This is a genomic window from Caldifermentibacillus hisashii (assembly GCF_039654145.1).
GTDB classification, from domain to species: Bacteria; Bacillota; Bacilli; order Bacillales; family Caldibacillaceae; genus Caldifermentibacillus; species Caldifermentibacillus hisashii.
In genome coordinates, this window is the sequence record NZ_CP155467.1 from 3,352,373 (window position 1) to 3,368,243 (window position 15,871).

Sequence of the window (15,871 nt, forward strand, 5' to 3'; positions counted from 1 at the left end):
TTTTAACCAAAATTATTATGTTTTTCCGAAACGCGTATGGACGAACTGCTTAGTATTTCAATCATTAGGTCTTTCCCCGATAAAATAAGTGATTATTTAGACCGGTTGGAACCCCACACTATATCGATATGTGGGGTCTCCAACCATTTATTTTACTTTGTACTCAGAATAGCATCTAAAGTGATTGCTTCCCGGATAATTCGCTCTTGCTCTTTTTTATGAACCAGTGGATCTCCTTCTGACGGACTTGCCATAAATGGTCTTCCGATATAAGAAACAGGTAAACCTTTTGGAACAAGTTCTTGTAAGCGAGGTTGCATATAACTCCAAGTACCCATATTTTTCGGTTCATCTTGGGCCCAGACAACCTCTTTTAAGTTTTTATACTTTCGTAAAATATTATTGATCTGCTTTTCCGGGAATGGATAAAGTTCTTCTACCCGAATGATATCCAACCATTTATATTTTTCCGGTTCCTTTAAATGCTCGGACAGTTCCACAGCGAGGCGGCCGGTACAGAAAATGACTCGTTCAACTTTTTCCGGTTCGATTCCCAGTCCCGGTTCTTCAATAATCGGTTGGAAGCCTCCATTTGTAAACTCTTCAACATAGGAACTGGCAGACGGATTCCGTAATAAACTTTTTGGTGTCATAATTATTAACGGTCGAATATACTCTGTTTTTAACAATGCTGCTTGGCGTCTCAGTATATGAAAATATTGAGCGGAATTCGATAAGTTAGCAACCGTCCAGTTGTTTTCCGCTGCCAGTTGCAAATATCGTTCCAATCTTGCACTGGAGTGTTCCGGTCCTTGTCCTTCATAGCCATGTGGAAGGAGCATGACCAAACCGGAAGATTCTCCCCATTTCGCTTTACCGGCTGAAATAAATTGATCAATGATCACTTGGGCACCGTTTGCAAAATCGCCGAATTGTGCCTCCCACAATACGAGCGTTTCCGGTGCAATAACGCTGTAGCCATATTCAAAACCGAGAATTCCTGCCTCTGACAATGTACTGTTATGAATGGCGAAACTTGCATTTGCAACGTCGAGATGTTGTAAAGGAATATACTTTTCCCCGGTTTCAACATCCGTTAGAACAGCGTTACGATGGGAGAAAGTACCTCTTTCTGAATCCTCACCGGTTAACCGGATTGGTTTTCCGTCTTTTAATATTGTTGCAAAAGCGAGTGCCTCTGCATGTCCCCAATCAATTTTTCCTTTCTTTTCAAAAACTTCGAGGCGACGACCGAGTATTCTTTCAAGCTTTTTAAAGGCTTTTAATTCTTTTGGCCAATCAAGTAGCGCTTTGTTAAGCGCTGTTAATGTCGCTTTATCCACCGTCGTGTCAACAGAAGGAAATTCCTTCACTGCACCCTTTTGTAATTCGGCAATTGTCGGTACTTCCTTAACTTGTTTATCAATACGGTCATTAGCCTGTTTTAACTTATTCCAAGCAGCCGTCTCCATTTCTTTTGCTTTTTCTGCCGTAAATATTTTTTCATCAAGTAATTTTTTCTTATAAACCTCTGTAATGGTCGGATGAGCTTTAATTTTATTGTAAAGAACCGGGTTTGTTGCCATCGGTTCATCCAGCTCATTATGACCGAGCCTGCGATACCCGATTAAATCAATCAAAACATCTTTATGGAATGTTTGCCGATATTCAAATGCCAATTGCATAACAAGAAGACTTGCTTCCGGATCATCGGCATTCACGTGAAAGATCGGAACATGGTATCCTTTTGCAGAATCACTGGAATATCTTGTTGAACGATACTCATGACCTTCTGTTGTAAAACCAATGACATTGTTCGCAATAATATGAATTGTACCGCCTGTATGGTAAGCTTCAGTTCCGGCAAAATTAAACACTTCATATACGATACCTTGACCGGCAAAAGCAGAGTCTCCATGAACAACAATTGGAAGTGCTTTATTTACATCTTGTTTTGGCGCACCTTTTTTAAACCGATCATCTTGGGCAGCTCGTGCGTATCCCTCTACAACCGCATCGACAAACTCCAAATGGCTTGGGTTGTTTGCTAAAGTTACTTTTACTGTTTTATTTCCAAGCTTCCGGTTGCGAACAGCGCCCAAGTGGTATTTTACATCCAGTGTATGACCGACTGTTTCAAAAAAGTCCGGATCGTTATTTTCCCATTTCGAATGTTGAAACTGTGATAACAGGGCCTCATAAGGTTTTCCCAACACATGTGCAAGTACATTTAGTCTGCCGCGATGTGCCATGGCAATCATTACATTTTCAATATTGTTTTCTCCTGCTAATTGGACAAATTCATCGAGTGCAGGAACAAGCGTTTCCAATCCCTCGACGGAGAAGCGTTTTTGTCCGACATACATTTTATGAATAAACTGTTCAAAACTTTCCGCAGCAACTAAGCTTTCAAATAGGTTAATTTTTCGCTCAACAGGAAATTTTTTTGAACCAAATTGATTTTCAATTTTATTTTTCAGCCAATCTTTTTCCTTTTCATCATCAAGATGTTGGAATTCAAACCCAATCTTACCTGTATAAACATTTTTCAAATATTGAATCGCTGATAAGCCGTCGGAAAAATTCCCCTTTAAATTCGGACAAATAATATCAGCCGGGATTTCTCTTACATCGGATTCTGTTAAGCCATAATAAGCCAAAGTGAGTATTTCTTGCTTTTCTTGTTTTTCTAACGGATAAATATCTGCCTCTAAATGGCCATACAATCGAATGTTTTCGGCCAATTTCATAACTTGGACAAGCTTTTTCATTTTGTTCAGTACATAAGTCGGCGAAAGCTCAGTAGATATTGCCGTGCCAGTTACGCTTGTTTCCTCAACTTGCGGTTCACCCCATTTGGCAAACAATACTTTTAGGCTCTCTTCCACTTGGTCAGGATTTTCGAGATATAAATCATACTGCTCAATTAAATATCCCAAGTTTAGTCCGAGAAAATCATGCCAAGGGTTTCCTTCACTGATCATTCCATCCACATCCCTGTTCATAATAATTTCACATGCCATCACAACTATAAAATACCTTAAGTAAGCGCATGCAGCATCCCTTTGCCTCTAATATAGCATATTTCCAACATATAAGAGCATGAAACGACTTATTTATTACATCTTTTGTTGAAATCCCGTTTCCTGAATTAATACTATTACATAAATAGTAAAAATTCTAGTGTTTTACTCGTATTTTACCCGTTTTGGTAATTCAAAATGCTTATTGCTTTTCGTAAACTTCATCAAAAATAATAATGTCTCTCATTTGCTATGTTTTCCCGCCATTCTTATAATTTTCTATTTGCTTTTGTTTATGATTATTATATGAAGAAAATGTTTTTTTGAGAGGGGTTTTTGATTTTAGTAGGAGGAGATTGTTTATAACTGATTTAGATAAATTTTGGCTGCATATTTCAGAGTTTCGGTTGATTTTCATTTCGGTGGCGGACGCTTTCCGCGGGCACGGCCTTAGCCGCTTCGTCGCTCGTATCCTCGCTCCTGCAGGGTCTTCGGCTCGTGCTGTTCCCGCAGGAGTCGCCGCCACCTTCTCTTCAGTCAAATTATACAAATTGGATTAATTTTTGACTTTCTGGACAGCCCCTTTCCTTATCGATTCGTCCAAGTTTATGGGTACTTTTGGAAAATGCGCGAGTTTCATTCAATACCAATTAATTATGGTCATCCTTTCTATAGGAGTAAATCAAAATTCGTTCATTTGGGTTATGCTCAAATTCCCCTTCAATTTTAATTTCTTTAGTTAGCTGGAAAATGGTTCGATTATCCAAAAATGACAGATATTCAATGGAAGGATAATAAAAAATTAAATCCACTTCCCGGTTAAATTGTTCAAGCGATTCCATAATGTTGTTGAATACTTTTATAAAAATTGGCGCCGAAAACGGATTAAAGAAATAAAATTTGTTATCTGTCGGCTGAACGATGTATTTTTCTGCATGCATACAGAAAAATTGGATTTGATATTTACTTTTTGGTCTGTGCTGTAAATAGTGAAGTCGATTTTTTTCTGCTAAAAAATATAAATGATCATCCATTTCGATTCCTCGCGCATTCACACCAAATACAGCATTTAAATAAAACAACAGCCGGCCTTTTCCGCAACCATAATCAACAACATGGTCACTCGGCTTTAATTCTATTTTTTTTGCCAGCTGTTCAAGTACGGGATAGGGGGTCGGTTCATAAGGATAATAATTTAAAAACGGCTTGATATTCCGTTCAGGACCGGTTTCAATATTCAGCTGTTTATCGTAATTCTTTTCTGCCATGGTTGCTGCTCCTAATTTGCCAGTCATGTTTTCTGATTTTGTGAGGCTAATCCAAAAATTTTTACCGGATATTCCAATAGAGATCAACTTTTGCTACGGTTAGTCTAATTAATCGTATAATGCGCGAACAAGTCAACCATCAACTTTTGCTATTTAATAAATTTTTATGGCAGTTGCCAGTTAATCTCTGTTTGGCCAATTGTTTTCAAAATCGAGTTTGTTTTGGAAAACGGTTTGCTCCCGAAAAAACCTCGATGTGCCGATAACGGGCTCGGATGGGGTGCCTTTATTATAAAATGTTTATTCGTATCAATAAGTTGCTGTTTCATTTGGGCTGCGCTTCCCCATAATATGTAAACGACGGGATTGCTTTTTCTGTTTAATATTTCGATCACCCGATCTGTAAATATTTCCCATCCCCTTCCTTGGTGGGAATGGGCCTGCCCTTCACGAACAGTTAAAACCGTGTTCAACAATAGAACACCTTGTTTTGTCCACGGGACGAGATAACCGGAAGAGGGAGGTGTGCAACCGAGATCCGCTTGTAATTCCAGAAAAATATTTTTTAACGATGGCGGGAGCGGCACCCCGGGTTTCACGGAGAAACTAAGTCCATGGGCTTGATTTGGACCATGATAGGGATCTTGTCCCAAAATGACCACTTTCACGTCCGCAAAAGCAGTGTAATGAAGCGCATTAAAAATTTCGTACATGTCCGGGTAAATCCGGTAATGTTTATATTCTTGTTTCAGAAATTCCCGAAGCTGCAAATAATAGGGCTTGGAAAATTCCTCTTCAAGGAGTGGCGCCCAATCATTTTTTAAAATTTGTTTTTTCATCTAACTCATTCCTTATTTCCATTCATTATTAGCATATAATTTTATCATAATATGATAGGATACGAGTATTTTCTAAACAAATAGATTGCTCTTTTGATGAAGAGCTAACCGGAAAAGCAATCATCTTACCGGATAACTCCAACCATTTATAAACTGTTTTGACTATTTTACTAAGGCTAATTTTTTCAGCCTTTGATGACTCCAGAGCAGAAGATAAGGGGCGTGTTTTGACTATTTTATTATTCCTAATTTTTTCAGCCCATAGTAGATACCGGAATTATCTACAGTGGTCGTTCGGTGTTTTGCATATGGAAAGAGATTTGGGTCTCCGTTTGCCATTACAAAACTTTCGCCGACTGTCTGGAGCATCTCCTTGTCGTTCATTCCGTCGCCGAATGCAATCGCCTGCTCTTTCGGAATTCCTAAAACAGCAAGAACCTTTTCCACGGCAGTCCCTTTGTTTATATTTTTTTGGATTAAATCATAAGCTTTTGAAATTCCTTCTACATTTACCGTGCTGACATATAAGTTTGGCAGTTGTTTATAAAACGGTACATGTTCCTTGGACAAATTCATTACTGTCATACTGTAGATAGGCAGGGCTAAATTTTCCGGATACAGTTCATTTTCCTTTAATTGGAAATGAGCAATGAAATTTTCCACTTCCGGATGCGTAAGCGAGGTGAAGAGATTTTTTTGGTCGGTATATAAAACTAATTCATTGTTATATTCTTTTGCTAAATTAAGGGTATGCTGAACGAGATCATGATCCATTGGTTCATCCAAGATTACGTTATTTTTATAAACGGCGTATGCCCCGTTATACCCGATTGCCGATCGAATCCCCAGTTCTGCCCGAAGTTCATCCAGCTCATGGAGAGGTCGACCGGTCGCAATAAAAACTTCTATGCCTTTACTTTGGGCTTCCTGAATTGCTTTTTTCGTTAGCTCTGTATATGAATGGTCATAGGTTAAAATCGTTCCGTCAATATCGAGAAAAAGTGCTTGATATGTCATAAATAACTCCTTTGTTTTTGATAATTGATGCTCACAATCTATATTAACATTGTTTTAGGAAATGAAAAAGGGAAGGATCCATTGGAAATGATGGAGGTGGGTTTTCGTGACGACGAGTAGGGGTTCGTTGCCAAAAATGAGAATTTTTCATCTTAAAGTGGCGACGAGAATTGGTTTCGTCGCCAAAATTGAGCGATTTTCACTTCAAAGTGGTGACGAGATTGAGTCTCGTCGCCAAAATTGAGCGGTTTTCACTTCAAAATGGCGACGAGAATTGGTTTCGTCGCCAAAATTGAGCGGTTTTCACTTCAAAATGATGACGAGATCGAGTTTCGTCGTCAAAATTGTGGGGTTTTCACTTCAAAATGGTGACGAGAACGGGTTTTGTCGTCAAAATTGTGCAGTTTTCACTTCAAAATGGTGACGAGATTGAGTCTCGTCGCCAAAATTGAGCGGTTTTCACCTCAAAATGGTGACGAGAACGGGTCTCGTCGTCAAAATTGTGCAGTTTTCACTTCAAAATGGCGACGAGAACGGGGCTCGTCGTCAAAATCGGGTGTTTTTCACCTCAAAATGGTGACGAGAACGAGGCTCGTCGTCAAAATAATGCGGTTTTCACCTCAAAATGGCGACGAGAATTGGTTTCGTCGCCAAAATTGAGCGATTTTCACTTCAAAGTGGTGACGAGATTGAGTCTCGTCGCCAAAAAATGGAGTTTCCGGCCAAAAAATGACGACGAGAAATGGCCTCGTCGCCAAAAAGTGGAGTTTTTCGCGCAAAAATGACGACGAGAAAGGGTCTCGTCGCCAAAAAATGGACTTTCCCGTACAAAAATGACGACGAGAACGAGTTTCGTCGTCAAAAAATTGGATTTTCCACCGCAAATTGGTGACGAGAACAGGGCTCGTCGTCACAATAAAGCGTTTCTCATCTCAAAATGGCGACGACCCACCTTCAAACTTTTACTTACTGTACATTTACAATATATCCAGCTACTCCCTAAAATAAATATATTTGCCGGCAAAGATTTCCCGTTTGCATTCCCCTTTATAGCGCAAATATTCAAGATGCGCCAATGTTTCACCAATCGCAAACCTTGAATCATGGGTATTGTGAACTTTTGAAAATAATTTTTTACAAGCTTCAAAAACGGTTTGTCCGTTTGCTAACTCAGCCAATAGTTTTTCCAAACGCTCTTCATGATGCACCATGATTTCATCAATTCGGCGATTCGCATTCGTAAACGGGGTGCCATGGGATGGGATAACCATTTCCACATCGAGTTTTCGAATTTTTTCCAGTGATTGAAGATATGTGCCTAATGGATTCGGATCCCCGTAAAACCAATACGATATATTTGGTGTAATTTTCGGTAAAATATGGTCAGTGGAAAGGAGTACACTCTTTTCCTGATTATAAAAAACGATTAAGCCGTCCGAATGCCCCGGCGTAAAAATGACTTCATAGCTGTATTTACCAATTTTGACTCGTTCACCTTCGTTCATATAGTGGTCTACTTTAGGATACGGCTTTACCCTCGGAACAAAAGATGCCATATTATCAATCAGCTGTTTAGAAATGGTTGACGGAATCCCTGCTAATTCATAATTGTTCCTAAATGTTTGCAGATGATGCTCCTCCCATGCACCAAGGCCAAGATCTGCATCAATCTTTGTCATGGACAAGCGGGCTTCTGTTTTTTTCTGCAAACCGCCCGCATAACCAAAATGGTCAGGATGGTAATGGGTAATATAAATATCTGTCACATGCTTTCCTTTTAGCTCTTCATCCCACCGTGCTGCAGTATAATCATTGTGCAAGCCCGTATCAACGACAACCCAACCATTTTCACCTTCAGCTAAAAAACAATTCACATGGTTTAAACGAAAGGGAAGGTCGAGTCTGACTAATTGTATCCCTAGTTCATCGAGCATCTCACCTCATCCTTTCGCTTATTTTCCCTCAAATTTCGGTGCCCTTTTTTCAAAAAATGCCTGAACGCCTTCAAGGTGATCGACTGTATGGAATAATAAAGTTTGCATGATCATTTCCTGTGCATCATTCGTTTTGTTTGTCAATTCTGTTGCATTGTTTACTAAATACTTAACGAATTTATTGGCAAGCGGCGGACCGTCAATAATAAATTTTGCAAATTCCGTTGCCTCTTTCAAAAGTTCTCCTTCAGCCAATCGGTTGACCAAACCTCTTGTGTGAAGTTCCTCTGCTGAAATCACTGCCCCTGATGAGATCCATTCCTTTACTAGCGAATGCGGTACGTTTTCAGCCAAGGCTTTCACAAGTCCTAAATCGGGAATCAAGCCAATATTTTTGAAGCTGATGGCAAAAGCGGCCTTCTTATCCGCTACAATAAAGTCGGATGCCAATGCCAAACTAAATCCCGCCCCGGCCGCATATCCATGTACGGCACTAATAACGTATTTATCCAACTCTTTTATTGTTTGTTGCAGCAAGGTAGCCCCCTTCATGTAAGTTAACATGTCGGCCGCTGTTTTTGCCTCTTTAAACGACCCAATATCCCCGCCGGAACAAAATGATTTCCCTGCTCCGGATAAAATGACCGCTTTTATCGTTTTGTCTGCTTCGGCATCTTTAAGTGCTTCAATAACACCTGAAACAAGGTCCCGGGAAAGGGCATTTAGTTTATCCGGTCTGTTCATTGTAATATAAGCAATTTGATTTTCTTTTTTTACATTTACAATATTTGTCATTTGATTCACCTCTATAAGAAATTTAAAATGATTGAGCATTCATTCAGTTATTGTTCCAGTAAAAATGAACATTTGTCTTTGAGCAATTTTTTGAGTGCATCCATTCCTATTTGATCAGTTTCAAAGTAATTTTTGCAACTGCGAGACTACAACTGGTTAAAAAGTAACACTTCTCTTAACAATTTTTTCTTTTGCCGCTTCATATTGCTGTTTCAGTTGGGCAACAATTTCAGCAAGGGATTGGACCTGTGTGATCGCACCCACCCCTTGTCCGGCTGACCAGACATCTTTCCAAGCCCGGATGTTTGGATTGCCCAACTCAGAAAAATCAATTTTTTCTTTCCGTTGTAATTTTTCCGGGTCAAGACCAACCTGTTTAATACTTGGAATTAAGTAGTTCGCATTCACACCACTGAACGCATCGGTATAAATAATATCCTCCACCCTTGATTCAATAATCATTTTTTTATAGGCTTCATTTGCCAAACTTTCTTTCGCCGGGATAAATCGTGAGCCAAGATAGGCAAAATCCGCTCCAAGAATTTCAGCGGCAAGAATATCTTCACCTTTCGACATCGCACCCGCTAAAACTACCGGACCATCCCAAAACGTTTTTACTTCGTGGATAAATGCAAACGGACTGTACGTGCCGCCATGTCCACCTGCCCCGCTGCAAACAAGAACGAGCCCGTCAACCCCTTTCTCAATTGCTTTTTTGGCAAATTTGACATTGATGACATCAGAAAAAACTACACCCCCATACTGGTGGGCAATTTCGACAACCGGGCTCGGGTCACCAAGAGAAGTGATAATGAGTGGCGGTTGATATTTTTTAATCAGTTGCAAATCTTCCGTAAACCTTTTGTTGGAACGGTGACTAATGAAGTTAATCCCCCAAGGTGCGATTTTTTTATCGGGATTGGCCGTTTTTATCCGGTCCCATTCTGTAGTAATCTGTTCAAACCACCCTTCCAGAATTTCATTTGTGCGGGCATTTAACGCCGGAAAAGTTCCGATAATTCCTGCCTCACATGCTCGCAAAACCATATTTGGGTCATTGATTAAAAACATCGGTGCCATAATGACCGGGATGGTTGTAGATTCTTTAAACTTTTCAATGCTTGTTTTTGTCATAAAATTCATCTCCTTTTTAGTTAAATATTGTCAATGGTAGAGCCAAAAACTCAATGAAACTGAGAAAACCATAACAATAGAAGAGAGAAAAACAGAATTTGGTTGCTTAATCCCTATGCGCACATATCGGGAAAGTTCAGCGCTGGAAGTTTTTACGCAGCGCAACTCCGGAAACTTTTACGGTTGCTTAACCCTTATACCCGCTTACCCGGTAAGGTTACCCGGCGCAACTCTGAAAAACTTTTACGATTTGTCTTGATTTAAATAATACTCTGTGTGTTCGCCTAATTTCGGGGCAGCTGCCCGGATTTTCCCCGGTGTTCTTGATAATTTAATAGGGATTCCAATATGTTTTACCGGTATGCCATCCTGCTCAATGGCTTCGAACATTTTTCTGGCTTGCACTTGCGGATGGTTGACTAGTTCGGCAAAATTTAAAACCGGCGAAACGCATGCTTCTGCATCTTCAAAAATATCCATCCATTCTGCCAATGTTTTTGTATACATAACGGTTTGAATATCGTGCTTCAGCTTATATTGGACTTCATCCGGTTCATTTAATAGAGGAATCCATTCCGGTTTCCCAAGTTTTTGGCAAAATATGCGCCAAAACTTCATTTCCAATGCCCCGACTGCTAACCAACGTCCGTCTTTCGTCTGATAGACCTCATAGCACGCAAGCCCACCGGACAACATCTGTTCCCCTCGTTTAGACGGAATGTTTTTCATCAAATAATTTGGAAGGGTGGATTGAAGAAGCGATATCACCCCATCCATCATGGAAATGTCGATAAATTGCCCTTTTCCGGACTTTTCCCGCTCCAATAATGCAAGTAAAATACCAGTCACTGCCGGATAAGCCCCACCAGCAAGATCAGCAACTTGAACGGCTGGTACAATCGGTTTTCCATCCTTTTCCCCCATTAACTCCAACAATCCGGCGTAACTAATATAATTGATATCGTGACCCGGCATTTCTGCATAGGGCCCCGTTTGTCCATAACCGCTAATGGCACAATAAATGAGGCGAGGGTTTATTTTTTCTAAAACAGGAAAATCGAGACCTAGCCGTTTCATGACCCCCGGACGAAAAGATTCGACAACCACATCGGCTTTTCCAACCATTTGTAAAAATTGGTCTTTTCCCTCATCTGTTTTCAAGTCGAGCGTTACACTTTTTTTATTCCGGTTCAAAGAATGAAACATCACACTATTTTCATCAATTTTCGGTTCATAATGTCGGGCATAGTCACCTAATTCAGGCGCTTCAATTTTAATCACTTCCGCCCCAAAATCGGCAAGAAGCATCGTGCAAAAAGGTCCGGGAAGCAGACGGGATAAATCCAGCACGCGGATGGATTGTAATGGAAACATCGATTCAACCTCTTTCATTAACGTTTTGGAAAAGTTCCCTTATACTCTAATATTTGGGAAAATTGATCAGATTTTCTTTAACATTTGCTGTGAGTGCTATTAAAGTTTTCTCCGGCAAAGGTTTAGTCCAGTCGTTCAATAATTGTCGCATTGGCCATTCCGTAACCTTCGCACATCGTTTGAAGTCCGTAGCGACCGCCCGTTCTTTCCAGCTCACTCATCATCGTCAACATCAGTCTTGCTCCGCTGGCTCCAAGAGGGTGTCCTAGTGCAATGGCCCCGCCGTTCGGATTCAATTTTTTTGCATCCGCTCCGGTATCTTTCAACCAAGCAAGCGGTACCGATGCGAACGCTTCATTTACTTCAAAAATATCAATCTCTTGAATCGTTAAACCGGCCTTTTTCAACACTTTTTCCGTAGCCGGGATCACGCCGGTCAACATGAGGGTCGGATCGGAACCTACAACCGTCCTTGCGACAATGCGAAATCTAGGTTTTAACCCGAGCTGTTCCGCTTTTTCACGGGACATAATAAGAATGGCAGCGGCCCCGTCACTAATTTGGCTTGAGTTTCCGGCTGTAATAAAACCGTTTTCTTTAAAAGACGGCTTTAATCCTGCCAATTTTTCCATTGATGTGTCTTTACGCGGCCCTTCGTCTTTCGTCACAATCGTTTTCGTTCCATCCGGTAATGTAACTTCAACCGGCATTATTTCTTTCGCAAACCGGCCTTCATCTTGTGCCTGAATGGCTTTTTGATGACTATTCAGCGAAAATTCGTCCAACTCGTCTTTTGTCATATACCATTTTTCCGCAATCCGTTCCGCCGATAATCCTTGATTAATCATTTCATACTTAGAAGTAAGTGCCTCGCTGTAAGTTACCCCTTGCATATTAGAAAACATGGGTACACGAGACATGCTCTCTACCCCACCGGCAATAACGACATCCATATCCCCGCTCATGATTGCTTGTGCGGCAAAATGTACGGCTTGTTGACTCGAACCGCATTGTCTGTCAATTGTTGTTCCCGGCACTTCAATCGGAAAACCGGCAATAAGTGCTGCTTGCCTGGCAATATCAGAAGCCTGTTCCCCAACTTGCGTAACACAACCATAGATCACATCTTCAACAAGACCCGGCTCAATACCCGCACGCTTAACCACTTCGGCAAGCGGCAATGCGGCCAGTTCCTCCGCCCGAATACCACTAAGTAAACCATTTCTCTTTCCAACCGGTGTCCGTACCCCTTCGATAATAACCGCTTCTTTCATAGACGTTCCCTCTTCTTCTTAAGTAAAATGCCACTCAAAGTAAATTTTTCGCAATAATTTGCTTCATAATCTCATTTGAACCTGCATAAATGGAAGTTACAGCGATATCACGGTATCGTCTCGCAATCTCGTATTCTTCCATATATCCGTAACCACCATGTAATTGCATGCATTCACCGGCTATTTTTTTCGCCAAATCCGAAACCCACCATTTTGCCATCGATACTTCGGTGACGATAGATTTTCCTTTCATATGTTCCAAAATAAGCCGATCTACAAAAGCACGCCCTATTTCGAGCTCCGTGGCCATTTCGGCAATTTTAAATTGGGTATTTTGAAAATTGCTGATTGTTGTACCAAAGGCTTGCCGCTGTTTTACATAATCAATCGTTAACTCTAACATTTTTTCGGCAGAAGCCATACATTGAATAGCAACAAGCAAACGTTCCTGTTGTAATTTTTCCATTAAATAGTAAAATCCCTTTCCTTCTTCACCAAGTAAATTCGTTCTTGGGACCCGCACATCTTCAAAAATTAACTCACTTGTGTCATTGGCATGCTGACCAATCTTTCTCAATTTTTTCCCTTTCTTAAAACCGGGGGTACCAGCTTCTACAACAAATAAACTAATGCCGCGGTGAGGAGGGTTTACTTTTGGATCGGTTTTACAAACGAGAACAACTAAATCGGTCGTGTAACCGTTTGTGATAAATGTTTTTTCACCGTTAATGATATAGTCATCCCCATCACGAATAGCGGTCGTTTGAATACTCGCCAAATCAGAGCCCGCTCCCGGTTCGGTCATACCAATGGCCGTTATTATATCTCCTGTAAGTGCCCCGGGTAACCATCGCTGTTTTTGTTCTTCCGTTCCATAAGATTCGATATACGGAATAACAATATCATTATGTAGACTGATCCCGACCATTCCCGTGCCGACCCGTTCCATTTCTTCATTCATGACAACCGCATAACCAAAATCGGTGCCTAAACCGCCGTATTTTTCCTCAACTTGCGGGCAAAGATAACCTTGTTCTCCAAGTTTTTTCCAAAATGAACGTGGCACTTCTTTATTTTTTTCCCACTGCTCATAGTTTGGGACCGCTTCTTTTTCTAAAAATTTCCGTAAAGCTTGTCGGAAAATCTCATGTTCTTCCGTTAAGTACAAGCGCTCCATCCGCATCATCCCCCTAATAATTAAAACGCTTTCTTTTTAAAAAAATATCACCTTCCTTGTTTATGATTATTAATTATTTTCTAAAAAAAGGCAACTAAAAAATGAATCCCCATTCATCATTTTTTTGACAAACTTCAATCAGATTCTCCGCTAAACCAATTGGATGTCGTCAAAAAGTACTCCCATTGAAGTTCACTCTTTCGTTTTTACGAATATGTAAATTTTGCTTTCCTTTTACTTAAAAAGGCGTCGACACCTTCTTTATAATCCTCCGATGTAACGGATTCTAAAATTTCCTGTAAAATTTCGTCATTATCATCTTCTCCGCCATGCAGAACGTGATTAATGATTTTCTTCGCACCTCGAACAGTCATTTGTGAGTTTTCACATATCATTTTCGCATAAGCATATGTTTCCTTTTCCAACTGATCCGGCTCGTAGATTCGATCAATAAGCCCCATCCTGAGTGCTTCTTCAGCGTTAAAAATCCGCCCGGTATATAAAATATCTTTCGCATTTGCCTGACCAACCAAGTCAACTAAGTGCTTGGTTGCTTTCGTATTATAAATAATCCCAAGTTTTGCCGGGGTAATCGCAAATTTCCCGGTGGAGTCGGAAAATCGAAAGTCGCATGCCACCGCCAATTCGCAACCGCCTCCAACACAAAATCCTTGAATCATGGCAATTACCGGCTTTGGCCCTTTTGCGATTTTTTCCTCGAGATCAGCCATCACTTTACTATAGGTGATAATTTCTTCAGCTGTCGATCGCCTTGTTCGAAATTCGCTGATATCTGCACCTGCCGAAAAAGCTTCCTCAGTCGTACTGCGAAAGACAATAACTTTAACTGCACGGTCCTCATGGCAATGTTCAACATATTCATTCAGGCTCTCCCACATTTCGAACGATAGCGCATTTCTTTTTTCCGGCCGGTTAATAAAAATAGTTGCAATATTGTCTTTGACTTCCATAAAAACTTGTTTCGCCATGTTTACCTCCTAGATATACTCGTTCCTGTAAAACTTTCCTCTAGTCATTTTCTTGAAAGACCCATTCCTGCAAAATTTTCCTGAAATCATTTTCCCGGAACACTCATTCCTGCTTAAAATTTCCTCTAGTCATTTTCCCGAAATACTTTTCCCAAAACATCCATACCGCCTGTAGCAGATAAAATACAGCCGGTAATCAAATCAGACTTTTCATCCGCAAGAAAAGCAATTGTTCTGGCAATATCTTCTCCGGTCCCTTCCCTTCTTCTTTCGGGGGCGGATTTCATATACGAAACGGCATCGGCAATTGTTTTTTCCTTCCACTCGCTTTTAATATCACCCGGTGAAACCATGTTTGCTGTAATCCCGTTTTTCGCTTCTTCTATTGCAATCGTTCGTGTTAGTGATGCGAGCCCCGTTTTTGCGGCAGCGAATGCGGAACGGTATATCCAACCCGGTGCCGTTTCTACCCGATCAAAACCCATGGTGATAATTCGTCCCCATTTTTGTTTTCGCATCGACGGAATGACCAGTTTTGCCAAATAAAAAGCACTGGTTAAATTTCCTTGTAACAAATAATTCCACTCGTCCATCCCATACTCTGTAAGTGGCTTTCTTTCTTGAATATACGGCCCGGCATTATGTACAAGAATATCAATTTTTTGAAAAACCTCCATCGCCTTACTTACCATACGCTCACAATCGGAGGAGTTTGCAACATCTCCTTGTACTGCAATATTTTTCGTATTATATCTCCGGTTTAGCTCGTTGGCAAGGGTCTCGGCTTCCAAGGCACTGTTTCGGTAGTTAATTACCACATTACAGCCTTTTTCAGCTAATTGAATCGCTGTTTGTTTTCCGATTCCGGTTGCTCCCCCAGTAATTAAGGCAACTTTATGATCCATAGAAAGTACCTCCTTATTTTTTGCAAAACGAATATTTTTTGTAATTAAATTTTGCCAGTATCCAGAAAGTCTTACAGGGAATTTCTTTACTGGTAAATATTTCCGTTTGAGTGAAAGGTTAATAAAGCAAGGGATTTCACGT

The 15,871-nt window shown here is 40.6% G+C and carries 14 protein-coding genes; 2 read left to right on the forward strand and 12 right to left on the reverse strand.

Annotated elements, in window-relative coordinates:
- Positions 1-152: 152 nt before the first annotated feature.
- The 4 genes from NSQ14_RS16240 to NSQ14_RS16255 form a co-directional block, all read right to left on the reverse strand.
- Positions 153-2,984, reverse strand: a complete 2,832-nt coding sequence (locus NSQ14_RS16240) for a 2-oxoglutarate dehydrogenase E1 component (protein WP_041847262.1) — start codon at positions 2,982-2,984, stop codon at positions 153-155.
- A gap of 689 nt (positions 2,985-3,673) precedes the next feature.
- Complete coding sequence (locus NSQ14_RS16245) at positions 3,674-4,291, reverse strand: class I SAM-dependent methyltransferase (protein WP_095141933.1); 618 nt, start codon at positions 4,289-4,291, stop codon at positions 3,674-3,676.
- Between the two features lie 164 nt (positions 4,292-4,455).
- Positions 4,456-5,130 carry a uracil-DNA glycosylase gene (locus NSQ14_RS16250; RefSeq protein ID WP_095141934.1) on the reverse strand — a complete coding sequence of 225 codons (675 nt, stop codon included), beginning with the start codon at positions 5,128-5,130 and terminating at the stop codon, positions 4,456-4,458.
- Positions 5,131-5,361: 231 nt separating this feature from the next.
- A complete protein-coding gene (locus NSQ14_RS16255) occupies positions 5,362-6,147 on the reverse strand; it encodes an HAD family hydrolase (RefSeq protein WP_034772668.1) in 786 nt (261 codons plus the stop codon).
- A gap of 106 nt (positions 6,148-6,253) precedes the next feature.
- Between NSQ14_RS16255 and NSQ14_RS16260 the strand changes: the two genes are divergently transcribed.
- Together NSQ14_RS16260 and NSQ14_RS16265 are read left to right on the forward strand one after the other, a co-directional pair.
- Entirely contained in the window at positions 6,254-6,391 is a 138-nt protein-coding gene (locus NSQ14_RS16260; protein ID WP_160289639.1) for a hypothetical protein, read from the forward strand.
- A gap of 173 nt (positions 6,392-6,564) precedes the next feature.
- A complete protein-coding gene (locus tag NSQ14_RS16265) occupies positions 6,565-6,807 on the forward strand; it encodes a hypothetical protein (RefSeq protein WP_346216595.1) in 243 nt (80 codons plus the stop codon).
- A 332-nt stretch (positions 6,808-7,139) separates the two neighbouring features.
- Here the strand turns inward: NSQ14_RS16265 and NSQ14_RS16270 are convergent, their stop codons facing one another.
- The 8 genes from NSQ14_RS16270 to NSQ14_RS16305 all read right to left on the reverse strand — a co-directional run bounded on the left by NSQ14_RS16270 (position 7,140) and on the right by NSQ14_RS16305 (position 15,729).
- Complete coding sequence (locus NSQ14_RS16270; protein WP_326974217.1) at positions 7,140-8,081, reverse strand: MBL fold metallo-hydrolase; 942 nt, start codon at positions 8,079-8,081, stop codon at positions 7,140-7,142.
- An 18-nt stretch (positions 8,082-8,099) separates the two neighbouring features.
- Entirely contained in the window at positions 8,100-8,876 is a 777-nt protein-coding gene (locus NSQ14_RS16275) for an enoyl-CoA hydratase/isomerase family protein (protein ID WP_034772674.1), read from the reverse strand.
- Between the two features lie 156 nt (positions 8,877-9,032).
- Positions 9,033-10,010, reverse strand: a complete 978-nt coding sequence (locus tag NSQ14_RS16280) for a nitronate monooxygenase (RefSeq protein WP_326974218.1) — start codon at positions 10,008-10,010, stop codon at positions 9,033-9,035.
- 243 nt (positions 10,011-10,253) lie between these two features.
- A complete protein-coding gene (locus NSQ14_RS16285) occupies positions 10,254-11,384 on the reverse strand; it encodes a CaiB/BaiF CoA transferase family protein (protein WP_269919656.1) in 1,131 nt (376 codons plus the stop codon).
- Positions 11,385-11,506: 122 nt separating this feature from the next.
- On the reverse strand, positions 11,507-12,658 hold the full coding sequence (locus NSQ14_RS16290; protein ID WP_041845098.1) for a thiolase family protein: 1,152 nt from the start codon (positions 12,656-12,658) through the stop codon (positions 11,507-11,509).
- Between the two features lie 34 nt (positions 12,659-12,692).
- Positions 12,693-13,835, reverse strand: coding sequence for an acyl-CoA dehydrogenase family protein (locus NSQ14_RS16295; protein ID WP_251246593.1), 1,143 nt, complete (start codon positions 13,833-13,835; stop codon positions 12,693-12,695).
- Between the two features lie 206 nt (positions 13,836-14,041).
- Positions 14,042-14,824: an enoyl-CoA hydratase/isomerase family protein gene (locus NSQ14_RS16300; RefSeq protein WP_227091512.1), complete on the reverse strand. Its 783-nt coding sequence runs from the start codon at positions 14,822-14,824 to the stop codon at positions 14,042-14,044.
- A gap of 125 nt (positions 14,825-14,949) precedes the next feature.
- On the reverse strand, positions 14,950-15,729 hold the full coding sequence (locus tag NSQ14_RS16305) for an SDR family oxidoreductase (RefSeq protein WP_041845101.1): 780 nt from the start codon (positions 15,727-15,729) through the stop codon (positions 14,950-14,952).
- Between the last annotated feature and the right edge of the window lie 142 nt (positions 15,730-15,871).

Excerpts from the sequence above, each read along its gene's own strand:
- NSQ14_RS16295 (WP_251246593.1), bottom strand. The coding sequence starts at position 13,835 with ATGGAGCGCTTGTACTTAACGGAAGAACATGAGATTTTCCGACAAGCT.
- NSQ14_RS16250 (WP_095141934.1), bottom strand. The coding sequence starts at position 5,130 with ATGAAAAAACAAATTTTAAAAAATGATTGGGCGCCACTCCTTGAAGAG.
- NSQ14_RS16270 (WP_326974217.1), bottom strand. The coding sequence starts at position 8,081 with ATGCTCGATGAACTAGGGATACAATTAGTCAGACTCGACCTTCCCTTT.
- NSQ14_RS16240 (WP_041847262.1), bottom strand. The coding sequence starts at position 2,984 with ATGATCAGTGAAGGAAACCCTTGGCATGATTTTCTCGGACTAAACTTG.
- NSQ14_RS16245 (WP_095141933.1), bottom strand. The coding sequence starts at position 4,291 with ATGGCAGAAAAGAATTACGATAAACAGCTGAATATTGAAACCGGTCCT.
- NSQ14_RS16300 (WP_227091512.1), bottom strand. The coding sequence starts at position 14,824 with ATGGCGAAACAAGTTTTTATGGAAGTCAAAGACAATATTGCAACTATT.
- NSQ14_RS16305 (WP_041845101.1), bottom strand. The coding sequence starts at position 15,729 with ATGGATCATAAAGTTGCCTTAATTACTGGGGGAGCAACCGGAATCGGA.
- NSQ14_RS16280 (WP_326974218.1), bottom strand. The coding sequence starts at position 10,010 with ATGACAAAAACAAGCATTGAAAAGTTTAAAGAATCTACAACCATCCCG.
- NSQ14_RS16275 (WP_034772674.1), bottom strand. The coding sequence starts at position 8,876 with ATGACAAATATTGTAAATGTAAAAAAAGAAAATCAAATTGCTTATATT.
- NSQ14_RS16255 (WP_034772668.1), bottom strand. The coding sequence starts at position 6,147 with ATGACATATCAAGCACTTTTTCTCGATATTGACGGAACGATTTTAACC.
- NSQ14_RS16290 (WP_041845098.1), bottom strand. The coding sequence starts at position 12,658 with ATGAAAGAAGCGGTTATTATCGAAGGGGTACGGACACCGGTTGGAAAG.
- NSQ14_RS16285 (WP_269919656.1), bottom strand. The coding sequence starts at position 11,384 with ATGTTTCCATTACAATCCATCCGCGTGCTGGATTTATCCCGTCTGCTT.
- NSQ14_RS16265 (WP_346216595.1), top strand. The coding sequence starts at position 6,565 with ATGGTGACGAGATTGAGTCTCGTCGCCAAAATTGAGCGGTTTTCACCT.